A 19858-nucleotide genomic window follows, 5' to 3' on the forward strand; every position below is an offset into this window, starting at 1 on the left:
TATGGGCACCCGACCTGCGGGCAGCGAGGGTTCAGATTACCAGCGCAGTGGGTAAATGCCCAAAGTGACGTCGCTGGCCTGCCGAAACGCCGCACTTGGTGCAGCATGTCAATGGTGAGTCTTCGAACACTTCCCGCCGACACCGCGCGATCGTCGCGAACCCGCTCGCCAAAGCCCCGACGCCACGACGGCGTTTTCGAGGGCTACAACAGCTTGGGCAGCTATTCGAAGGCGTTCGACGAGATGTTCGACGCCCAGGGCAACGTTCGTGGCCCCTACAAGGGCATCTTCGCTGAGCTGGAGCCGTCTGACGCCTCCGAGTTGGCGGCCCGCGCCGAAGCCCTCGGGCGCGCCTTCGTCGACCAGGGCATCACGTTCTCGCTGTCCGGTCAGGAGCGCCCGTTTCCGCTGGATCTCGTCCCGCGGGTGATCTCGGCGGCGGAGTGGACCCGGCTCGAGAAGGGGATCACGCAGCGGGTCAAGGCGCTCGAGGCGTATCTCGACGACATCTACGGCGAACAGGAGATCCTGCGCGACGGGGTCATTCCGCGCCGGCTCGTGACCTCATGCGAACACTTCCACCGTGAGGCGGTGGGCATATCCCCGCCCAACGGCGTCCGCATCCACGTCGCGGGCATCGACCTCGTTCGCGACGCGCAGGGCGCCTTCCGCGTGCTGGAGGACAACCTGCGCTCACCGTCGGGCGTCTCGTACGTGATGGAGAACCGCCGCACAATGGCGCGGGTCTTCCCCAACCTGTTCGCCACTCACCGGGTGCGGGCCGTCGGCGACTATTCCTCGCACCTGTTGCGGGCACTGCGCAACGCGGCCGCCTCCAATGAGGCCGATCCGACCGTCGTGGTGCTGACGCCCGGCGTCTACAACTCGGCGTACTTCGAACATTCGCTGTTGGCCCGTCAGATGGGCGTCGAGCTGGTCGAGGGTCGCGACCTGTTCTGCCGCGACAACACCGTCTACATGCGCACCACCGAGGGCGAGCGCCAGGTCGACGTCATCTACCGGCGCATCGACGACGACTTCCTCGACCCGATGCAGTTCAATCCCAACTCGGTACTCGGCGTCGCCGGTCTGCTCAATGCCGCGCGGGCGGGCAACGTCGTCATCTCGAGCGCGGTCGGCAACGGCGTCGGAGACGACAAGCTGGTGTACACCTACGTCCCGACGATCATCGAGTACTACCTGGGCGAAAAGCCGCTGCTGGCCAACGTCGACACCTTTCGGTGCTGGCTCGACGAGGAACGTGAGGAGGTCCTCGACCGAGTCGATGAACTGGTCATCAAACCGGTGGAGGGCTCGGGCGGCTACGGCATCGTGTTCGGCCCCGACGCGTCGGAAAAGGAACTCGCCGCGATCAGCAAGAAGATTCGCAGCGACCCGCGCGGCTGGATCGCGCAGCCGGTGGTTCAGCTGTCCACCGTCCCGACCCAGATCGGCGACAGCCTGGCGCCCCGGCACGTCGACCTGCGTCCGTTCGCCGTCAACGACGGTGACGATGTCTGGGTGCTGCCCGGCGGCCTGACGCGAGTGGCCCTGCCCGAAGGGTCGCTGGTCGTCAACTCCAGCCAGGGAGGGGGATCCAAGGACACCTGGGTGCTGGCGTCGCGCACATCGGTCGCCGACCGCGAGCTCGCCGCGGCCGAAGTGGTGCGGTCGTTGCCCAAGGCGCCGAAAGCGCCGAAGAGCGATAACGGTTCCGAGAGTTCGCAACAGCAGCAACAACAGCAGTCGCAGCCGTCGCGCGCCACGAACGGATTTCAGGACCAGCAACAGCAACAGCAGCAGCAAGCCCAAGGGAGCCAATGATGTTGGCCCGCAACGCTGAATCACTGTATTGGATCGGCCGCTATGTCGAGCGTGCCGACGACACCGCCCGCATCCTCGACGTGACGGTCCACCAATTGCTCGAGGATTCCAGCGTCGACCCCGACCAGGCGTCACGGACACTGCTGCGTGTGCTCGGCATCGAGCCGCCCGAGGAGTCGCTGGACGTGTGGTCGTTGACCGACATCGTCGCCTTCGGCAGAGACTCGCACGGCGCGTGTTCGATCGTTGAGGCCATCTCGGCCGCGCGTGAGAATGCCCGCGGTGCCCGCGAGGTCACCTCAACGGAGATATGGGAATGCCTCAACACGACCTACAACGCACTTGCTGAACGTGAGCGCGCGGCGAAACGTCTTGGTCCACACGAGTTCCTGTCATTTGTCGAGGGCCGCGCGGCAATGTTCGCGGGTTTGGCGGATTCGACGTTGAGCCGCGACGACGGCTACCGCTTCATGGTCCTGGGCCGCGCGATCGAACGTGTCGACATGACCGTCCGGCTGCTGCTGGCCCGTGTCGGCGACAGCGCCTCGTCACCGGCATGGGTGACGGTGCTGCGTTCCGCGGGTGCGCACGACACATATCTGCGCACCTATCGTGGCGTGCTGGATGCGGGCCGTGTCGTCGAGTTCATGCTGCTGGACCGGCTTTTCCCACGATCGGTCATGTATTCGCTGCGACTGGCCGAACACAGCCTCGACGAACTGCGTCACCGCGCCCTCAATCGCGTCGGTGCCACCGCGGAAACCCAACGGCTGCTGGGCCGCGCGCGCAGCGAGCTGGAGTTCCTGCGCCCCGGAGTGCTGCTGGATTCACTCGAGGAACGCCTCGCCGGCTTGCAGAAGGTCTGCGCCGACGTCGGAGAAGCGTTGGCGTTGGAGTACTTTCACTCCGCGCCGTGGGTCGCATGGACGGACGCGGGTCGTAACGGCTCTCTGGTCATCGAGGAAGGCGAAGTCTGATGTGGCGGCTGAGGGTGGTCCATTCCACCGGCTACGCCTACAAGTCACCGGTGACTGCGTCGTTCAACGAAGCCAGGCTGACTCCACGCTCGGACGCCCGGCAGAACGTCATCCTGAACCGTGTCGAAACCGTGCCCGCGACAAGGTCATACCGCTACGTCGACTATTGGGGCACGGCGGTGACGGCGTTCGACCTGCACGCGCCCCACACCGAACTGGAGGTGACCTCGTCGTCGGTGGTGGAGACCAACCGCGGCGCCATGCCGAAAGACGATGCCAGCTGGGAGGATCTGAGTTCAGCCGCGGCGATCGACCGGTTCGACGAAGTGCTCGGCCCCACGCACTACACACCAGAGAGCAAGCGAATTGCGCGGGTGGGGCAGCGCATCATCAAGGACCACGACCCGCGGGAAGCCGTTGTCGCGGCCGCCAACTGGGTGCACAGTGAACTCGAGTACGTCCCCGGCACAACCGGTGTGCATTCGTCCGGGCTGGACGCACACCGCGAAGGCAAGGGGGTCTGCCAAGACTTCGCCCACCTGACGCTGATCCTGTTGCGCAGCATGGGGATTCCCGCCCGCTACGTGTCCGGGTATCTGCATCCGAACAAGAAGGCCAAGATCGACGACACCATCGACGGGCAGAGCCACGCGTGGGTGCAGGCGTGGACCGGTGGTTGGTGGAACTATGACCCCACGAACGACGCCGAGATCAACGAGCAGTACATCAGTGTCGGTGTCGGCCGAGACTATTCGGATGTCAGCCCGCTCAAGGGCATCTACTCCGGCGAAGGCTCGACCGACCTCGACGTCGTCGTGGAGATCACCCGGCTGGCCTAGGGTTACGCGCCCAGTGTGCGCTGAATGTCGCCCTTCATCGCGTTGAGCTGCGAACCCCAGTAGGCCCAGTCATGGATGCCGGTCGCGGGGAAATTGAAGGTGCCGTTGTTGCCGCCTGCGGCCACGTACTGCTGCTGGAAGTTCTTGTTGCTGTCCAGCGTGATGCTCTCGAGGACCTGGCCGGGCAGACCGGTGTCACCCAGGTCGCCGGGTCGGCCGCTGCCGCAGTACACCCAGATCCTGGTGCCGTTGTTGACCAGCCGCTCGACGTTGACCGTCGGATCGTTACGTTGCCACGCCGGCCCACCGCCGGGGCCCCACATCGCGGTTGCGTCGAACCCGCCGGCGTCACGCATGGAGACGCCGACCAGCGTCGGCCAGATGCCTTCGGACAGGTTCAGGAACCCCGACAGCGATCCCGCGTAGACGAACTGCCCGGGGTGGTACGCGGCCAGGATCAACGCCGAACTGCCCGACATGGACAGTCCCACCACGGCATTGCCGGTGGGGGAGATGCCCTTGTTGGCGGACAGGTAGGCGGGCAGCTCCGAGGTCAGGAACGTCTCCCACTGGTAGTTGTAGGTGGTGCCGTTGCCGACCGCCGGGCCTTGCCAGTTGGTGTAGAAGCTCGACATTCCGCCGACGGGCATCACGACGGACAACCCGGACTGGTAGTAGTCCTCGAACGCGGCGGTCTCGATGTCCCAGCCGTTGTTGTCATCGCGGGCACGAAGACCGTCGAGGAGGTATACGGCGTGCGTGCCACCGCCTTGGAATCTCACCGGAATGTCGCGGCCCATCGCGGCGGACGGCACCATCAGCGTCTCGACGGGAAGCCCGGGCCGGGAGTAGGCGGAGGCCGATGCCGTTCCGCCTGCGACCGCGATCAAACCTGGCAGGACCAGGGCGGCCATTGCGGCTGCACAGAATCTGCGCGCCATTCTGCTCACTGATGTCATGGGTATCGCACATCTTTCGGGTAATGCCGCAGTACTTGCGGTCTTCGATTTCCGAGCTACGGGCCGGCGTTCCCGACGTTGCCGGTTCAGGTGCTTCTTCTTCACACCTGCCGCAGAGGTCAGCGCTGAGTGACAGCGCCGCCATTCAATTCGTCGGCAGCCGACAACGCCACGTTACGGACGCCGGCATTGTCGCGCCCGTATCGTCATGGTTCGGTCATGAACCCGCGGGCTTGGCGCAGACGCCGGGGTGGACCTCGACGCGGTGCAGGTCGTCGCCCACCTCGATCTGGCGATCGAACGCCGTCGCCGCCAATGCACGCCACTCGTCTTCGGCACCGGGCGCGATCGCTGGGACATAGTGGGTGAGGATGAGAATGCCCACGCCGGCTCGCGTCGCAGTCTCCGCGGCCTGCTCCACAGAGGAGTGGTAGTCGCAGATATCCCTGATGCGCTGCATCGGCATGGCGTCGATCAGGTCCTTGCGGATCACAGTGTGCACCAACGCGCCGGCGCCGGACGCCAGAGCGTCGAGGCTCTCACACGGCACGGTATCGCCGGCCAGCACGACCGAGGCCCCGGCATGCTCGATACGAAAGCCGATGGTGGGCGCGACTGGGCGGTGGTCGGTGGGTGCGACGCGAATCTGCACACCGTCGCGATCCCACACCGGACCGTCGGTGTACTCGAAGACCTCTACCGGCGGCGGCGAGTTCAGGTCCGCGTGGTGCGCGATGCGGTATCCGATGTCGAAGCCGAACGCCTTGAGTGTGTGCTCGACCACTTCGGCGGTGCCGGGGGGACCGATGATGGGCAGCGGTGCGGAATCGGGGGTGAACGTCGACACCCAGCGGGTGATGATCACGTCTCCGAGATCGGCGATGTGGTCACTGTGCAAGTGGGTCAGCAGCAGCGCCGTCAACGCATTGGCTCCGGTGCCCGCGCCGGTGAGCCGCTGCTGGACGCCGCGGCCGCAGTCGATCAGAAACGTCTGACCGCCCGCTCGCACAAGCGTCGACGGGCCCGCGCGGTTCGCGTCGGGGATGGGACTTCCGGTGCCGAGCAGCGTGACCTCGATCATGGGGCTAGGTATACCCCCCGAGCCGGATCGATGGGCGTTATTCGCGGCCCGCGGACACCCAGCCGAGGTTTCCGAACCGGTGCCCCGTGACCGCAGCCGCCGCAGCATCCAGTGCGTCGAGCTGTTGCGCCGTCAGCGTCACCGACAGCGAACCCAGGTTCTCTTCGACACGAGCCGCGCGACGGGTGCCCGGGATCGGCGCCGCCGCCACACCGAGCGTCTGCGCGCGATACCGCAGCCACGCCAGCGCCACCTGCGCGGGCGTCGCGCCCTGTTGCGTGGCGACACCTTTGACGAGTTCCACAACCGCCAGATTCGCGTCCAGCGCATCGTCGCCGAAACGCGGCATGGAGCGCCGGAAATCGCCGGACGGCAGGTCGTCGCTAGAGGTGATCGTGCCGGTCAGGAAGCCGCGGCCGAGCGGAGAGTAGGGGACGAATCCGACACCGAGTTCGGCGGCGGCCGGGACGACGTGGGCTTCGACGTCGCGACTCCAGATCGACCATTCGCTCTGTACCGCCGCTATCGGGTGCACGGCCACCGCAGCCCGCAGCTCGTCGGCCGTGACTTCCGAGAGCCCAAGGTGGCGAACCTTGCCCGCCGCCACCAACTCGGCCATGGCGCCCACCGTTTCTTCGATCGGCACGCTCATATCGCGTCGGTGCATGTAGTAGAGGTCGACCGAGTCGATCTGCAGCCGCTGCAGGCTCTCGTCGATGCACGTGCGGACGTACGCGGCATCTCCGCGTGCGGCGAGTTCCCGCGTCGCGCGATTGGCCGGATTGCCGGTGATGCCGAACTTCGTTGCCAGGGTGACCTCGTCGCGACGGTCGGCCAGCAGCTGGGCTATCAGCCGCTCGTTTTCCCCGCCGCCGTAGATATTCGCGGTGTCGATGAAGGTCACGCCCAGGTCGATACAGCGATGCAGGGTGGCCAGCGACTCGGTGTCGTCGACCTCGCCGTACACCGGAGTCAGCGCCATTGCGCCGAAACCGATTGCGCTGACCGATAGTTCGTCGCCCAGCGCAACACTGGGCACAGGGTCCTGTGCTGCCATGTTCGTTCCCTTCGCGTCGACTTCGAAAGTCAAAGGAGTCCAGCGGCGCCTACTACGGTTCTATTCCTCGGAAGGACACTTTGGGACACCTATGCCAAAACCTTTCGCGCGGCGCGAGTCGGACCTAGCCTGAAGTGAGCCAGGTCACGAGCGGAGGCAACGATGCGGATCGCGGACGTATTGCGGAACAAGGGTGCGTCGGTGGCGACCATCACCCCGGAAACCTCGGTATCCGGGCTGCTCACCGAACTCTCCGTGCACAACATCGGCGCGATGGTGGTGGTCTCGCCCGACGGCGTGATCGGCATCGTCTCCGAGCGCGACGTCGTCCGCGCCTTGCAGAAGCGCGGTGCCGACCTGCTGCGGGCGCCGGTATCGGAGATCATGACGACGTTCGTCGCCACCTGCACCCCGACCGATTCTGTCGACAGTCTGAGCATGCTGATGACCACCAAGCGGGTCCGCCACATCCCGGTGATGGAAAACGGCAGGCTCACCGGAATCGTCAGCATCGGCGACGTCGTCAAGACACGCATGGAAGAGCTCGAAGCGCAGCAGGAGCAGCTGCAGGCCTACATCACACGTGGCTGAGCTCGAGGTCGAGGCCGCGCAGCGGCGCGACACACGACAGATCGGCACGGTGCTCGCCCGCGCGTTCTACGACGATCCGGTGAATTCATGGATGCTGCCGGACGACCGGACCCGGCTCAAGGCACTGACCCGGGCGTTCAGCGGATTGGCACGACATCATTTCCTGCCGCGAGCAGGATCGGAGGTCGCGCGGCGCGACGGCATCGTCGGCGCCGCCACGCTGTGGGATCCGCCGGGGCAGCGCAAGGCCGGCAGGTTCGAAGAGCTCGCGATGATGCCGACGATGCTGTGGGCTTTCCGCTCGCGGGTACCGGCGACCATGCGGGTGATGGAACTCATGGAAAAGCACCATCCGGAGGAACCGCACTGGTATCTGATGCTGATCGGCAGCGATCCATCAGTGCGCGGGGCGGGCTTCGGCCAGGCGCTGATGCGGTCGCGGCTCGACCGCTGTGACGCCGAGCGTGTGCCCGCGTATCTGGAGAACAGCAACCCGAAAAACGAGGCGTATTACCTTCGGTTCGGCTTCGAGGTGATCGGCGAGATCAAGCTGCCCGACGGCGGGCCGAGCATGTGGCCGATGTGGCGGGATCCACGCTGAATGTTTCTGTTTCTGCCGCGAACAGACGCAAAGATGCCCTTTTTGGCGGTGTTTTGGGCAGTTTTGCGTCTTCTCGCCGAAAGGAGTCAGCTCCAAGAGTATTCGGCGCGTAGTCGTGCCGCCACGACCTCGAACTTCTCCCGCGCCAGGATGGCGCCCTCGCGGCGGATGCCCTCTTCCGGCACGTCGAGCACGCGGTCCAGCCGCACCCAGCTCGCCCTGCTCTCGTAGTCCCAGGTGCCGGTGCCGATGCCGACCCAATTGGGGTCTTCGCGGTGATGTTCCTGGCTGGAGAGCATCAGGCCGAGCAGCACGGCCCGGTCACGCCCGACAATCAGCACCGGCCGGTCCTTACCCCTCGTCGGATCGTCTTCGTAGACCACCCAGGTCCACACGATCTCGCCGGGATCGGCCTGGCCGTCGAGGTCGGGCGCGTAGGACAGCTTGCGGGCCCGGTGCGCGGTCGGGACGAAGTTCTGGCTTACCGGACGGCCCGCGGTGATCGCTCGGGGCTCCTCGGCCGGCGTGCCGACGATGGCGTCGATACCGAGCTTGATGCCGTACTGAAGACCGCGCGCGACGGTCTCGGGTTGCAGCTGGTGGCGGATGAACTTCGGCGCCTCGTTGAACACCAGGTTCTCCGCAAAGCGTTGGAAGGTTTTCCACGGCGGAGCCATATCGACGAGCTTAAGGGAAGGCCCGTTCCCGCGATTGTGTCGGCGGGGGCCTCGCTAGATACCCTGGTAGCGCACCATCCGACCCGGCTCAGGAGATTCCCATCAGCAGTTTGGCCGACAAGACCTTCACCGCGCCGGCGCAGATTCGGAACTTCTGCATCATCGCCCATATCGACCACGGCAAGTCGACGCTGGCCGACCGGATGCTGCAGCTGACCGGCGTGGTCGCCGATCGCGATATGCGCGCCCAGTACCTGGACCGGATGGATATCGAGCGCGAGCGCGGCATCACGATCAAGGCGCAGAATGTCCGGCTGCCGTGGAACGTCGACGGGTCCGACTACGTGCTGCACCTGATCGACACCCCGGGTCACGTCGACTTCACCTACGAGGTGTCCCGTGCGCTGGAGGCCTGCGAGGGCGCGGTGCTGCTGGTGGACGCCGCTCAGGGCATCGAAGCCCAGACGCTCGCAAACCTCTATCTGGCGCTGGACCGCGATCTGCACATCATTCCGGTGCTCAACAAAATCGACTTGCCCGCCGCCGATCCGGACCGCTACGCCGCCGAGATCGCCCACATCATCGGTTGTGAGCCCACCGACGTGCTGCGGGTGTCGGGCAAGACGGGCGACGGCGTCTCGGAACTGCTCGACCACGTCGTCCGCGAGGTGCCGCCGCCGACGGGCGACGCCGACGCACCGGCCCGCGCCATGATCTTCGACTCGGTCTACGACACCTACCGCGGCGTGGTGACCTACGTGCGGGTCGTCGACGGCAAGATCGTCCCGCGCGAGCGCATCAAGATGATGTCGACGGGAGCCACCCACGAACTGCTCGAAGTGGGCATCGTCTCGCCCGATCCCAAGGCGTCCGACGGCTTGGGCGTCGGCGAGGTCGGCTACTTGATCACCGGCGTGAAGGACGTACGCCAGTCCAAGGTGGGTGACACGGTCACGAGCGCGAAGCACGGCGCGACAGATCCGTTGACGGGGTATCGCGAGCCGCGGCCGATGGTCTATTCAGGGCTCTACCCGGTGGACGGTTCCGATTACCCGGATCTGCGCGATGCGCTGGACAAGCTGCAGCTCAACGACGCCGCGCTGACCTACGAGCCCGAGACGTCGGTCGCGCTCGGTTTCGGTTTCCGCAGTGGCTTTCTCGGCCTGCTGCACATGGAGATCACCCGTGAGCGCCTGGAGCGGGAATTCAATCTCGATTTGATATCGACGTCGCCCAACGTCGTGTATCGCGTTGTGCAGGAAGACGGCAGCGAAATCGTCGTCACCAACCCGTCGGACTGGCCGGAAGGCAAGGTCCGCCAGGTGTACGAACCCATCGTGAAGACCACCATCATCGCACCGAGCGAGTTCATCGGCACCATCATGGAGTTGTGCCAGTCGCGGCGCGGAGAACTCGGCGGCATGGACTACCTGTCACCCGAGCGGGTCGAGCTGCGCTACACAATGCCGTTGGGGGAGATCATCTTTGACTTCTTCGACGCACTGAAATCGCGCACTCGCGGCTACGCCAGCCTCGACTACGAGGAGGCCGGCGAGCAGGAATCGGATCTGGTGAAGGTGGACATCCTGTTGCAGGGCGAGGCCGTCGACGCGTTCAGCGCGATCGTGCACAAGGATTCTGCGTACGCCTACGGCAACAAGATGACGACGAAGCTCAAGGAGCTGATTCCTCGGCAGCAGTTCGAAGTTCCGGTGCAGGCCGCGATTGGTTCGAAGATCATTGCTCGTGAAAACATCCGCGCGATACGCAAAGACGTGCTATCGAAGTGTTACGGCGGCGACATCACACGTAAGCGCAAGCTGCTCGAGAAACAAAAAGAGGGCAAGAAGCGAATGAAGACCATAGGCCGGGTCGAAGTGCCGCAGGAGGCATTCGTCGCGGCGCTGTCCACCGACGCACCGGCCGACAAGACCAAGAAGTAGGTTCCACCAGACGATGATGCGCTCAACGACTTGCACGGCGGTCGTGTTGAGCGCGTGCGTCCTGCTGGCTGCGTGTGGCACCCCTGTCCAGGACGCCCGACCCACGGTCCGCATCGCCGAAGCCGTCCAGCCTTCTCCCGTCCGCGCGCTCGACCGGATTCTGCCCACGTCCGAGGAACTGTCCGCCCTCGGTCCCAACGGCATGATGGGCCAGCGCGTCCACGGCGGCCCGAACATGCTCCTGGCCAGCATCGGCGAAGCCGACGCCACACCCGCCGACTGCGTCAGCCCGACCTACCGGCTGCAGCGGGTCGTCTACGACACCGCGTCGGTGCAATCGGTCGCCAGCCAGTCGTGGACAGGCGGATCGTTTGACGCACCCCCGGTGTCGGGGTTCTTCGGCGTGGTGCAGTTCTCCTCTGCGGCCGACGCGCAGGCGTTCTTCGCCGACGCGGCCGAGAAGTGGCACCGATGCAACGGGCAGGCGCTGGTGCTGAACCAGCCCGACCACGGTGCGCAACGCACGAGCAGGATCACCGACGTGACCGTCGACGGCCGGATGGTCTCGGCGATGGTGATGCAGGATTCCGGTTCGATGTCGCAGCGCGCGCTCGGGGTGGCGGCGGATTGCGTTGTGGACGTGGAGGTTTCCGATATGAACGCCTTGGGCGGCCCGCAGGCGGCCGCGACGGTGGCCCGCCTGATGTTGGAGAAGGTCGCCGGCGCGTAAACGCCGGAATTCGCGGGTGGTGCACGCATTCGCCGCCGGTCGGTCACAATAACGCGGTGACCTACATCGGTACGGCCAAGCGGAGACACGCCGCCGCGGCCGTGATCGCGGCATCCGTCCTGCTCACCGGCTGCGTGAGCACCGTGACGGGTACCGCGATTCGTCCACCGAACGCGGGAAGAAGCGACGTGCCGCCGCTGGACGAGTCGCAACTCGACGACCTGGTGCTCTCAATCGGGGAGGTCAACGCGGTCATGGGCTCGTCCGCCATGGAGGTCACCAGCGAGCTGGACGAGATGACCGACCATTCCGACGCGGTTTCCGACACCGAATGCCTCGGCGCGATCTACGGGGCCGAGGAGCCCGTGTACGCGGGCAGCGGCTGGACCGCGGTGCTGGACCAGATTTCCCGCGAAGAAGGCGACGACAACGAGCACTGGGTCGAGCAGACGGTCGTGCTCTATCCGTCCGCCGACAAGGCGCAGGATTTCTTCGAGCAGTCCAAGGCGCAGTGGGAGAGTTGCAACGACTCCACTGTTTCGGTCGCCGATGGCGGCGACGCGTATGACTGGGATATCGAGAATTTCAATGCGGAAGACGCCCTGATCACCCAGGTGACGACGCAACAGGACGCCGCCGGATGGGCGTGCCAGCATGCGCTTTCACCGGTGTCGAACATCACGGTCGAGGTGTGGGCGTGCAGCTACTCACCGGAGGACGAGGCCGCGACCATCGTCACCGACATCGTCGCCAACGCCGCCGAGAAATAGCCGCCGACAGATCGACGCGACGTGGCTCGACGGTCTAGGACGGCGCGTTGGCAGGAACGAAAACCCCTGAGCTGTCGGCCTCCTCCTCGGCGCGGATCACGTGCACCACAGCGTTGATCAACGCCAGGTGGGTGAAGGCCTGCGGGAAGTTGCCGAGATGACGGCCGGTGCGAGGCTCGATCTCCTCGGCGTAGAGGTGCAGCGGGCTGGCGAAGGACAGCAACCGCTCACACAGGTGCTTGGCGCGATGGATCTCGCCGATCTCGACGAGCGCGGACACCAGCCAGAACGAGCAGATCGTGAATGTGCCTTCCTCACCGGACAATCCGTCGTCGGTTTCCTCGACGCGGTACCGCAGCACCAGACCGTCCGCGGTGAGTTCGTCGGCGATCGCCAAAACGGTTGCGCGCACGCGGGGATCGTCGGCGGGCAGGAACCGGGTCAGGACCGCCAGTAGCAGTGAGGCATCCAGCGCGTCGTCGCCGTAGCGCTGGGTGAGCACGCCGCGGGAGTCCACACCTTTCTTGAGGATGTCGGCCTTGATCTCCTCGGCGATCACGCGCCATTGCTGCGCGTAGGACTTCTCGCCCTGCAAATCCGCGAGTTTGGAGCCTCGGTCCAGTGCGACCCAGCACATGATCTTGCTGGACGTGAAGTGCTGCGGCTCGCCGCGCACCTCCCAGATTCCGCGGTCCGGTTCCTTCCAGTGCTTGATCGCTTCCTCGACCTGTTGCTTGAGCACCGGCCACAGCGTGTCGGAGATCTGCTCACGCGACTTGGCATGCAGATACACCGAATCCAGCATCGTGCCCCAGATGTCGTGCTGCATCTGGTTGTAGGCGCCGTTTCCGATCCGCACGGGGCGGGCGTTGTCGTAGCCGGACAGGTGGTGAAGCTCCTCCTCGACGAGGCTGCGTTCACCGCCGACCGCGTACATCACCTGAAGTGGGTGGCGCTCACCGTTGTTGGCGCCGGACACGTCGGCGATGAACGCGAAGAAGTCATCGGCCTCACGGTCCAGACCCAACGTGTACAGACCCCACAGTGCGAAGGTCGAGTCACGCACCCAGGCGTAGCGATAGTCCCAGTTGCGTTCGCCCTGGGGGGTTTCCGGCAGCGACGTGGTAGGTGCGGCGAGCAGGGCGCCGGTCGGCGAATATGTAAGGCCCTTGAGCGTGAGGGCGCTGCGCTGCAGGTAGGCGCGCCACGGATGATCGGGAAACTCACCGATATTGATCCACTGCCGCCAGCACTCGCTGGTCTGCCACATCTTGTCGGCAGCTTCGTCGTACGTCTGCGGCGCCGGATGCTTGGACCAACTCAGCGCGACATAGGCGTTGTCACCCTCCTTCATCCGGGTGCGCGCCCGCGCCTCGTGACCCTCCAGTCCCAACCGAAGGTTGGTCGTCAGCCGCATCGTCGGGTGGGCGTCAGGATCGCGGCTGGCGCGGGCTATCGCCTCGCCGTATGCCTGGGCCGAGTACTCCCACGTCGCGGCGACCCGGTGGTAGTCGAACGCGGGCTCGCAGTTCATCACCAGCTCGACGGTGCCGCTCACACATCGCACGGTGCGCAGCAGAATGTGCTCGGCATCCCAGTCCATCGGGGTGCGACGGTGCGTCCGCGACCGGGTCTCGAGGTCGTGCCAAGGACCCATCACGAGCGCGTCGCGCACGATCACCCAGCCGGTGTGGGTCTGCCAGGTGGTCTCCAGAATCAGGCTGCCGGGCAGGTAGCGGCGTGCAGCAGGCACCGACACCCCGTACGGGGCGAGGCGGAAATGGCCGGCACGACGGTCCAGGATCGCGCCGAACACGCTGGGGGAGTCGGGGCGCGGGACACACAGCCATTCGACAGACCCCGCCGAGGAGATCAGGCAGGTGGTCTCGCAGTCCGACAGGAACGCGTAGTCGGCGATGGGCGGGAACGGATTCCGCAAGGACCCGCCGGTGGTGTACGGCACCGGGGCCGTCACCGACAAGGGGGCGTCGTAATCGATGTCCTTCGATGGCCCACCGGAGGCGGCGGCGTCTTGCAGAACCATCCCGACATCATCGACTGCCGACCTGCCTGGCGTCCACTTATCGCGTGCGTGTCCCGCGGAGGCGCGCTCAGCGCCGAGCAAACTCCGGCACGTGTTCGGGCAGGGGGCCGATGGCGATCCCGTACCCAGCCACGGTGCGCAGTGCGCGAACCCGAGCCGCGATACGGACCAGCAGCGGCGGTTTGGCCTGCCCCGTCGAGGTCACAGCCACCGCGATGACGCGGTTGTGCACGACGCGTTGCACCGACTGTATGAGCGCCGCCGGCAGCCAGCGCCGGGCCTGGACACGGGCCAGGGTCCTGGTGGAGACGGTGCCTTCCCGCAGCGCATTCGCCAGAATCCCCGCCGCCGCGACGGCATCTGCCACCGCAAGGTTGATTCCCACTCCACCGACGGGGGACATGGCGTGCGCGGCGTCGCCGATCAGCAACAGGCCGTCGCAATACCAACGCCGTAGCCGGTTGAGCTGCACGTCGAGCAGCTTGACGTCGTCGAACGACGTCAACGAGGCGACGTGGTCGGCCAGCCACGGGACGAGTCCCACCACGCCGCGCTGCAGTGCCTCGATGCCCTGCGCGCGAAGTTCGGCATCCCGGCCCTTGGGGATCACGTAGGCGCACTGGTAGTAATCGCCGCGATCGATCACGATCTGCGCTGCCCCGGCGCCGAGGACACCGGCCAGGCCGGGCGGATCGCCGGCCGCACGGGGGAGCCTGAACCACCACACATCCATCGGCGCCCCGAAGCTCCGGGGCCGCAGACCCATCGCCGCACGCAACGTCGACGAACGGCCGTCGCACGCCACCGTCAGAGCGGCACGCATCTCGCGTGTCTCGCCGTCAGCGCCGCGGTAGCGCACCCCGACCACCCTCTTGCGGCTGAGAATCGGCCCGAGCACCTCGGTGCTGCGAAGCAGGCGAAACGTCGGCTCCTTATCGGCGGCGGCCGCCAGCAACTCGAGGAAATCCCACTGCGGTACGAGCGCAATGTGCTTGTGCGGACCGGGAATTCGGCCCAGATCGATGCCCACCTCGGCGCCCTGGACGCTCATGGTCAGGGTGTCGATCTCACGGTGCGGAACTTGCGCGAACTCCGATGCCAGCCCCAGTTCGTCCAGCAGGCGCAGGGTGCTGGCGTGCACGGTGTCGCCGCGGAAGTCGCGCAGAAAGTCGGCGTGTTTCTCCATGACCGTGACGTTCACGCCCGCACGGGCGAGCAGGAGTCCGAGCATGATGCCCGCGGGACCCCCACCGGCGACGATGCATGTGGTTTCCGATTTCTCGCCCGGCACGACGTCATTTTCGCATCGAATAGTCTGGCCGCATGGGCGGCTTCCTGAGTTGGTGGGACGGTGTGGAGCTGTGGCTGTCCGGACTGCCGTTCGTCGCTCAAACCGCGGTGGTGATGCCGGTCGTTCTGGCCCTGGCCTACGGGGTCGCCGTGGTGCTCGACGGAGCACTGGGGAACGGGATACGGGTCCTGCGCCGGGTCAAACACGACGACGAGGACGTGGACCAGCGATGAGAGGTGGCATGCCTAGGTCGAGAGTGACGTTGGTGCTGGTCATCCTCATGGTGCTGGTGCTCGTTATGTGGCTGATCACCCGCCAAGTCGGCTGAGGCCTTGCTGAGCCGCCTGCACGGATTCTGTTATTCTTCGCGCCATGCGTACGGCGTCCGGCAACAAGAGTGGCCATGTCTTGGCCCTCATCGCCGTGGGTTTCACCGCCGTTGCTGATGTCTGTTGTTGTCGCTGACTCTGCACCCCTCCGCGGTTTGGTGTCGGTAGCGGCTGGCCTACGCCCAGGTGCCGATTCATCGCTCTGCCGTCGCGGCGGGATTCCCCTCAGTCCCCAAGGAAAGGTGATCGCGTGCCCAACATGAGCAAGGTCGGTCGAAATGCTGCTGCGCTGGCAGCCACCGCGATGGTGCTCAGCGCGTGCGGCGGAGGAGCCAGCGACGTGCCCGGAGGCGAAGAGGCGACCGGCGGCGACGGCACGACGCTGACTGTGGTCGCCTACGCGGTCCCAGAACCGGGCTGGAGCAAAATTGTTCCTGCGTTTGCGGCCACGCAGGAGGGTGCGGACACCGCCGTCACCGTGTCCTACGGCGCCTCGGGTGACCAGTCACGCGCCGTAGCCGACGGGAAGCCCGCGGACCTGGTGAATTTCTCGGTCGAGCCCGACGTCGCACGCCTCGTCAAGGCCGGGAAGGTGGCCGAGGACTGGAACGCCGACGCCACTCAGGGCATACCTTTCGGTTCGGTCGTCACTCTCGTCGTGCGCGAGGGCAACCCGCGGAATATCAAGGACTGGGATGACCTGCTGCAGCCGGGGCTCGAGGTCGTCAGCCCGAGCCCGCTGAGTTCGGGGTCTGCCAAGTGGAACCTGCTGGCGCCGTACGCCGCCAAGAGCGACGGCGGTCAAAATCAGCAAGCCGGTCTGGATTACGTCAACAAACTCGTCAGCGAGCACATCCGGACCAGGCCGTCATCGGGTCGCGAGGCCAGCGACCTGTTCTTGCAGGGGACAGGTGACGTCCTGCTCAGCTACGAGAACGAAGCCATCCACATTGAGCGCCAAGGCAAGCCGGTCGAACACATCAACCCACCGCAGACGTTCAAGATCGAGAACCCGGTCGCGGTGGTGACCTCGAGTCCGCATCAGGAACAGGCCAACGCGCTGAAGAACTTCCTCTACACGCCGGAGGCCCAGAGGATCTGGGCGCAGGCCGGTTTCCGGCCGGTCGACCCCGCGGTCGCCGAGGAATTCTCGATCGACTTCCCAGCCCCGGAGAAGCTGTGGACGATCGACGACCTGGGCGGTTGGGATGCCGTCGATCCCGCCCTGTTCGATAAGGACAATGGGTCGATCACCAAGATCTACAAACAGGCGACCGGATGACAGCTGCCCTTGACGACGAGGCGACTCGGCCGAAATCCACCGGCAACGGTGGAGCCGGGCCGCCTCGCGGCATCTTCACGAAGCACCACGGAAATACGAGGCTGCGCGTCGGTGTCGCGACGACATGGCTGTCGGTCATTGTGTTGCTGCCGCTCGCCGCGATCGTGTGGCAATCCGCAGGCGGCGGCTGGGCCGCGTTCTGGCAGGCGATCACCTCCAACGGCGCGCTCGAGTCGTTCCGTGTCACCTTGACGGTGTCGCTGGCGGTCTCGGTGGTCAACCTGTTCTTCGGGTTGATCGTCGCGTGGGTGCTGACACGTGACGACTTCCCCGCAAAGCGCTACGTCGATGCGATCATCGACCTGCCGTTCGCGCTGCCGACCATCGTCGCCAGCCTCGTGATGCTGGCCCTGTATGGCCCCAGTAGTCCGGTTGGCATCTCGCTCCAGCAGACCATCTGGGGCATCGGCATCGCGCTGGCGTTCGTCACGCTGCCGTTCGTCGTTCGTTCGGTACAACCGGTGCTTCTGGAACTGGACCGTGAGGTCGAGGAGGCGGCGGCGTCGTTGGGTGCAGACAACTTCACCATTTTCAGGCTGGTGATCCTGCCCGCGCTGCTGCCGTCGCTGCTGTCCGGAGCGGGCCTGGCGTTCTCCCGCGCCATCGGCGAGTACGGTTCCGTGGTGCTCATCGGCGGTGCGGTCCCAGGTGAGACAGAGGTCTCTTCCCAGTACATCCGCCAGCTCATCGAGTTCGACGACCGCACCGGCGCCGCAGCGGTATCCATTGTGCTGCTCGCCATCTCGTTCGTCGTCCTCTTCATTCTGCGCACCATCGGATCGCGGGCGGCGAAGCGGGAGGAGCTGGCCGCATGATCCTGTCCCGCACCGCGCGGTACCTGCTCCGATGCGTGGCGCTCGGGTATGTCTTGGTCCTGCTTGTCGTGCCGGTCGGGCTGATCCTGTGGCGGACGTTCGAGCCGGGGGTCGGCGCCTTCTTGGAGTCGATCACCACCCCGGCGGCTATTTCCGCACTGCAGCTGTCGCTGATCGTCGTCGCGATCGTGGTGCCGCTCAACGTCGTCTTCGGGGTGCCGACCGCGCTGGTGTTGGCGCGCAACAAGTTCCGCGGCAAGAGCGTTCTGCAGGCGGTCATCGATTTGCCGTTCGCAGTGTCACCCGTGGTGGTCGGCGTGGCGCTCATCCTGCTGTGGGGTTCGACCGGTCTGTTCGGCTTTCTGGAGAACGACTTCGGGATCAAGATCATTTTTGGCTTCGCCGGAATCGTGCTCGCCAGCATTTTCGTGACGATCCCGTACGTCATCCGTGAGGTCGAGCCGGTGCTGCACGAGTTGGGTACCGACCAGGAGGAAGCCGCGTCGACGCTGGGTTCCAGTGGGTGGCAGACGTTCTGGCGGATCACGCTGCCGTCGATCAAGTGGGGTCTGATGTACGGCGTCGTGCTGACCGTCGCACGCACTCTCGGGGAATACGGCGCGGTGGTCATGGTGTCGTCGAACCTGCCCGGCATCTCGCAGACGCTGACCCTGCTGGTATCCGATCGCCATGCCCGCGGCGCGGAGTACGGGGCGTACGCCATCTCGACACTGCTCATGGCGGTGGCCATCGTCGTACTGATCGCCCAGGTGATCCTCGACGCCCGCCGCGAGAAGACAACCAGATAGGCCCGAGGAGACGTTGACATGACTAACGCGATCACCGTGCGGGGCGCCAACAAACGCTACGGCGACTTCGCAGCGCTGGACAACGTCGACTTCGAGGTGCCCTCGGGCTCGCTGACCGCGTTGCTCGGCCCCAGCGGCTCGGGTAAATCGACACTGCTGCGTGCCATCGCCGGCCTGGATCTGCCCGACACCGGCACGATCACCATCAATGGCCGCGACGTGACGGCGGTTCCTCCGCAACGGCGAGGTATCGGCTTCGTGTTCCAGCACTACGCCGCCTTCAAGCACCTCACAGTGCGGGACAACGTCGCCTTCGGTTTGAAGATCAGGAAGCGGTCCAAGGCCGAGATCAAAGAGAAGGTGGACAACCTTCTCGAGGTGGTTGGTCTCGCCGGATTCCAGACTCGCTATCCGAACCAGCTTTCCGGTGGGCAGCGCCAGCGCATGGCGTTGGCGCGCGCGCTGGCCGTCGACCCGCAGGTACTGCTGCTCGACGAGCCGTTCGGCGCGCTGGACGCCAAGGTGCGCGAAGACCTGCGCGCATGGCTGCGCCGCCTGCACGACGAGGTGCACGTCACGACTGTGCTGGTCACCCACGACCAATCCGAGGCACTGGACGTCGCCGACCGGATCGCGGTGCTGAACAAGGGCCGCATTGAGCAGGTCGGTTCTCCCACCACGGTTTACGACGAACCTGCCAATGCGTTTGTGATGTCGTTCCTCGGTGCGGTGTCATCGCTGAACGGCAGTCTGGTGCGACCGCACGACATTCGGGTGGGGCGTAACCCCGAGATGGCCATCGCGTCGAGCGACGACTCCATTCAGGCGACTGGCGTGGTCCGGGCCGTCATCGACCGAATTGTCATGCTCGGCTTCGAAGTTCGCGTGGAACTGACCAGTGCCGCGGACAAAACACCGTTCACCGCGCAGATCACCCGCGGCGATGCCGAGGCGCTCGGGCTCAAGGAGGGTGACACCGTCTACGTCCGTGCCACCCGCATCCCGTCGATCCCCGCTGGGACGGACGTGCCCAAGCCCGACGCGGCCGACGACGACGACGAGACGCTGACCTCGGCCTAGCCCTGCGCGCCGGAAGCCGGATTCGGCGGTCGGCCCCTTGGTGGACATCGACCTGCTCGGCGCATAACCTAGCGTGGTTATGCGCTTAAGCACGGTATG

General features: G+C 65.6%; 20 protein-coding genes. 14 read left to right on the plus strand and 6 right to left on the minus strand.

From position 1 onward, the window contains the following. Window positions 1-105 precede the first annotated feature (105 nt). The 3 genes from G6N36_RS00555 to G6N36_RS00565 are packed head-to-tail and all read left to right on the plus strand — an operon-like array spanning window position 106 to window position 3640. Window positions 106-1824 (plus strand): circularly permuted type 2 ATP-grasp protein, encoded by a 1719-nt coding sequence (locus G6N36_RS00555; protein WP_235689925.1) that lies wholly within the window; start codon window positions 106-108, stop codon window positions 1822-1824. Then, a complete protein-coding gene (locus G6N36_RS00560) occupies window positions 1824-2801 on the plus strand; it encodes an alpha-E domain-containing protein (RefSeq protein ID WP_163684079.1) in 978 nt (325 codons plus the stop codon). The genes G6N36_RS00555 and G6N36_RS00560 overlap by 1 nt, the downstream gene beginning before the upstream one ends. Next, a complete protein-coding gene (locus tag G6N36_RS00565; RefSeq protein WP_163684082.1) occupies window positions 2801-3640 on the plus strand; it encodes a transglutaminase family protein in 840 nt (279 codons plus the stop codon). Before G6N36_RS00560 ends, G6N36_RS00565 begins: the two co-directional genes overlap by 1 nt. Window positions 3641-3642: 2 nt before the next feature. On the opposite strand, the gene G6N36_RS00570 is transcribed toward G6N36_RS00565, so the two are convergent. The 3 genes from G6N36_RS00570 to G6N36_RS00580 all read right to left on the minus strand — a co-directional run bounded on the left by G6N36_RS00570 (window position 3643) and on the right by G6N36_RS00580 (window position 6737). Next, window positions 3643-4581 carry an esterase family protein gene (locus G6N36_RS00570; RefSeq protein WP_163690277.1) on the minus strand — a complete coding sequence of 313 codons (939 nt, stop codon included), beginning with the start codon at window positions 4579-4581 and terminating at the stop codon, window positions 3643-3645. A gap of 235 nt (window positions 4582-4816) precedes the next feature. Further along, the gene (locus G6N36_RS00575; RefSeq protein ID WP_163684084.1) at window positions 4817-5680 is read right to left on the minus strand and encodes a ribonuclease Z; all 864 of its coding nucleotides are present in this window, start codon (window positions 5678-5680) and stop codon (window positions 4817-4819) included. 37 nt (window positions 5681-5717) lie between these two features. Continuing rightward, entirely contained in the window at window positions 5718-6737 is a 1020-nt protein-coding gene (locus tag G6N36_RS00580; protein WP_163684086.1) for an aldo/keto reductase, read from the minus strand. A 162-nt stretch (window positions 6738-6899) separates the two neighbouring features. Between G6N36_RS00580 and G6N36_RS00585 the strand changes: the two genes are divergently transcribed. Continuing rightward, entirely contained in the window at window positions 6900-7328 is a 429-nt protein-coding gene (locus tag G6N36_RS00585) for a CBS domain-containing protein (RefSeq protein ID WP_163684087.1), read from the plus strand. Then, window positions 7321-7929, plus strand: coding sequence for a GNAT family N-acetyltransferase (locus G6N36_RS00590; RefSeq protein ID WP_163684089.1), 609 nt, complete (start codon window positions 7321-7323; stop codon window positions 7927-7929). Before G6N36_RS00585 ends, G6N36_RS00590 begins: the two co-directional genes overlap by 8 nt. An 86-nt stretch (window positions 7930-8015) precedes the next feature. On the opposite strand, the gene G6N36_RS00595 is transcribed toward G6N36_RS00590, so the two are convergent. Then, window positions 8016-8606, minus strand: coding sequence for a type II toxin-antitoxin system PemK/MazF family toxin (locus G6N36_RS00595; protein WP_163684091.1), 591 nt, complete (start codon window positions 8604-8606; stop codon window positions 8016-8018). A gap of 110 nt (window positions 8607-8716) precedes the next feature. On the opposite strand from G6N36_RS00595, the gene lepA reads away from it, so the two are divergent. Genes lepA through G6N36_RS00610 form a run of 3 tightly spaced genes read left to right on the plus strand, consistent with a single transcriptional unit; the run spans window position 8717 to window position 12049 of the window. After that, a complete protein-coding gene (gene lepA, locus G6N36_RS00600; protein WP_235689926.1) occupies window positions 8717-10549 on the plus strand; it encodes a translation elongation factor 4 in 1833 nt (610 codons plus the stop codon). A 16-nt stretch (window positions 10550-10565) separates the two neighbouring features. Next, window positions 10566-11279 carry a sensor domain-containing protein gene (locus G6N36_RS00605; RefSeq protein ID WP_163690279.1) on the plus strand — a complete coding sequence of 238 codons (714 nt, stop codon included), beginning with the start codon at window positions 10566-10568 and terminating at the stop codon, window positions 11277-11279. A gap of 56 nt (window positions 11280-11335) precedes the next feature. After that, window positions 11336-12049: a sensor domain-containing protein gene (locus tag G6N36_RS00610; RefSeq protein ID WP_163684094.1), complete on the plus strand. Its 714-nt coding sequence runs from the start codon at window positions 11336-11338 to the stop codon at window positions 12047-12049. A gap of 34 nt (window positions 12050-12083) precedes the next feature. Here G6N36_RS00610 and G6N36_RS00615 read toward each other — a convergent pair whose 3' ends face one another. Together G6N36_RS00615 and G6N36_RS00620 are read right to left on the minus strand one after the other, a co-directional pair. After that, the gene (locus tag G6N36_RS00615; RefSeq protein ID WP_179964687.1) at window positions 12084-14093 is read right to left on the minus strand and encodes a glycoside hydrolase family 15 protein; all 2010 of its coding nucleotides are present in this window, start codon (window positions 14091-14093) and stop codon (window positions 12084-12086) included. Window positions 14094-14160: 67 nt separating this feature from the next. Continuing rightward, window positions 14161-15384 carry an FAD-dependent oxidoreductase gene (locus G6N36_RS00620; protein WP_163684096.1) on the minus strand — a complete coding sequence of 408 codons (1224 nt, stop codon included), beginning with the start codon at window positions 15382-15384 and terminating at the stop codon, window positions 14161-14163. Window positions 15385-15416: 32 nt separating this feature from the next. Between G6N36_RS00620 and G6N36_RS00625 the strand changes: the two genes are divergently transcribed. The 6 genes from G6N36_RS00625 to G6N36_RS00645 all read left to right on the plus strand — a co-directional run bounded on the left by G6N36_RS00625 (window position 15417) and on the right by G6N36_RS00645 (window position 19759). Beyond that, window positions 15417-15617: a hypothetical protein gene (locus tag G6N36_RS00625; RefSeq protein ID WP_083125268.1), complete on the plus strand. Its 201-nt coding sequence runs from the start codon at window positions 15417-15419 to the stop codon at window positions 15615-15617. 139 nt (window positions 15618-15756) lie between these two features. After that, window positions 15757-15849: an Ms4533A family Cys-rich leader peptide gene (locus tag G6N36_RS30285; RefSeq protein ID WP_372512377.1), complete on the plus strand. Its 93-nt coding sequence runs from the start codon at window positions 15757-15759 to the stop codon at window positions 15847-15849. Between the two features lie 123 nt (window positions 15850-15972). Next, window positions 15973-16995, plus strand: coding sequence for a sulfate ABC transporter substrate-binding protein (locus G6N36_RS00630; RefSeq protein ID WP_163690281.1), 1023 nt, complete (start codon window positions 15973-15975; stop codon window positions 16993-16995). Further along, window positions 16992-17870, plus strand: a complete 879-nt coding sequence (gene cysT, locus G6N36_RS00635) for a sulfate ABC transporter permease subunit CysT (RefSeq protein WP_163684097.1) — start codon at window positions 16992-16994, stop codon at window positions 17868-17870. Before G6N36_RS00630 ends, cysT begins: the two co-directional genes overlap by 4 nt. Then, on the plus strand, window positions 17867-18679 hold the full coding sequence (gene cysW, locus G6N36_RS00640) for a sulfate ABC transporter permease subunit CysW (protein WP_163684099.1): 813 nt from the start codon (window positions 17867-17869) through the stop codon (window positions 18677-18679). Before cysT ends, cysW begins: the two co-directional genes overlap by 4 nt. Before the next feature lie 18 nt (window positions 18680-18697). Beyond that, window positions 18698-19759: a sulfate/molybdate ABC transporter ATP-binding protein gene (locus G6N36_RS00645; protein ID WP_163684101.1), complete on the plus strand. Its 1062-nt coding sequence runs from the start codon at window positions 18698-18700 to the stop codon at window positions 19757-19759. Window positions 19760-19858 lie beyond the last annotated feature (99 nt).

This window comes from Mycolicibacterium gadium (assembly GCF_010728925.1).
GTDB classification, from domain to species: domain Bacteria; phylum Actinomycetota; class Actinomycetes; order Mycobacteriales; family Mycobacteriaceae; genus Mycobacterium; species Mycobacterium gadium.

Excerpts from the sequence above, each read along its gene's own strand:
- G6N36_RS00580 (WP_163684086.1), bottom strand. The coding sequence starts at position 6,737 with ATGGCAGCACAGGACCCTGTGCCCAGTGTTGCGCTGGGCGACGAACTA.
- G6N36_RS00595 (WP_163684091.1), bottom strand. The coding sequence starts at position 8,606 with ATGGCTCCGCCGTGGAAAACCTTCCAACGCTTTGCGGAGAACCTGGTG.
- G6N36_RS00565 (WP_163684082.1), top strand. The coding sequence starts at position 2,801 with ATGTGGCGGCTGAGGGTGGTCCATTCCACCGGCTACGCCTACAAGTCA.
- cysT (WP_163684097.1), top strand. The coding sequence starts at position 16,992 with ATGACAGCTGCCCTTGACGACGAGGCGACTCGGCCGAAATCCACCGGC.
- G6N36_RS00575 (WP_163684084.1), bottom strand. The coding sequence starts at position 5,680 with ATGATCGAGGTCACGCTGCTCGGCACCGGAAGTCCCATCCCCGACGCG.
- G6N36_RS30285 (WP_372512377.1), top strand. The coding sequence starts at position 15,757 with ATGCGTACGGCGTCCGGCAACAAGAGTGGCCATGTCTTGGCCCTCATC.
- cysW (WP_163684099.1), top strand. The coding sequence starts at position 17,867 with ATGATCCTGTCCCGCACCGCGCGGTACCTGCTCCGATGCGTGGCGCTC.
- G6N36_RS00585 (WP_163684087.1), top strand. The coding sequence starts at position 6,900 with ATGCGGATCGCGGACGTATTGCGGAACAAGGGTGCGTCGGTGGCGACC.
- G6N36_RS00630 (WP_163690281.1), top strand. The coding sequence starts at position 15,973 with ATGAGCAAGGTCGGTCGAAATGCTGCTGCGCTGGCAGCCACCGCGATG.
- G6N36_RS00625 (WP_083125268.1), top strand. The coding sequence starts at position 15,417 with ATGGGCGGCTTCCTGAGTTGGTGGGACGGTGTGGAGCTGTGGCTGTCC.
- G6N36_RS00615 (WP_179964687.1), bottom strand. The coding sequence starts at position 14,093 with ATGGTTCTGCAAGACGCCGCCGCCTCCGGTGGGCCATCGAAGGACATC.
- G6N36_RS00570 (WP_163690277.1), bottom strand. The coding sequence starts at position 4,581 with ATGGCGCGCAGATTCTGTGCAGCCGCAATGGCCGCCCTGGTCCTGCCA.
- G6N36_RS00555 (WP_235689925.1), top strand. The coding sequence starts at position 106 with ATGTCAATGGTGAGTCTTCGAACACTTCCCGCCGACACCGCGCGATCG.
- G6N36_RS00560 (WP_163684079.1), top strand. The coding sequence starts at position 1,824 with ATGTTGGCCCGCAACGCTGAATCACTGTATTGGATCGGCCGCTATGTC.
- G6N36_RS00605 (WP_163690279.1), top strand. The coding sequence starts at position 10,566 with ATGCGCTCAACGACTTGCACGGCGGTCGTGTTGAGCGCGTGCGTCCTG.
- G6N36_RS00645 (WP_163684101.1), top strand. The coding sequence starts at position 18,698 with ATGACTAACGCGATCACCGTGCGGGGCGCCAACAAACGCTACGGCGAC.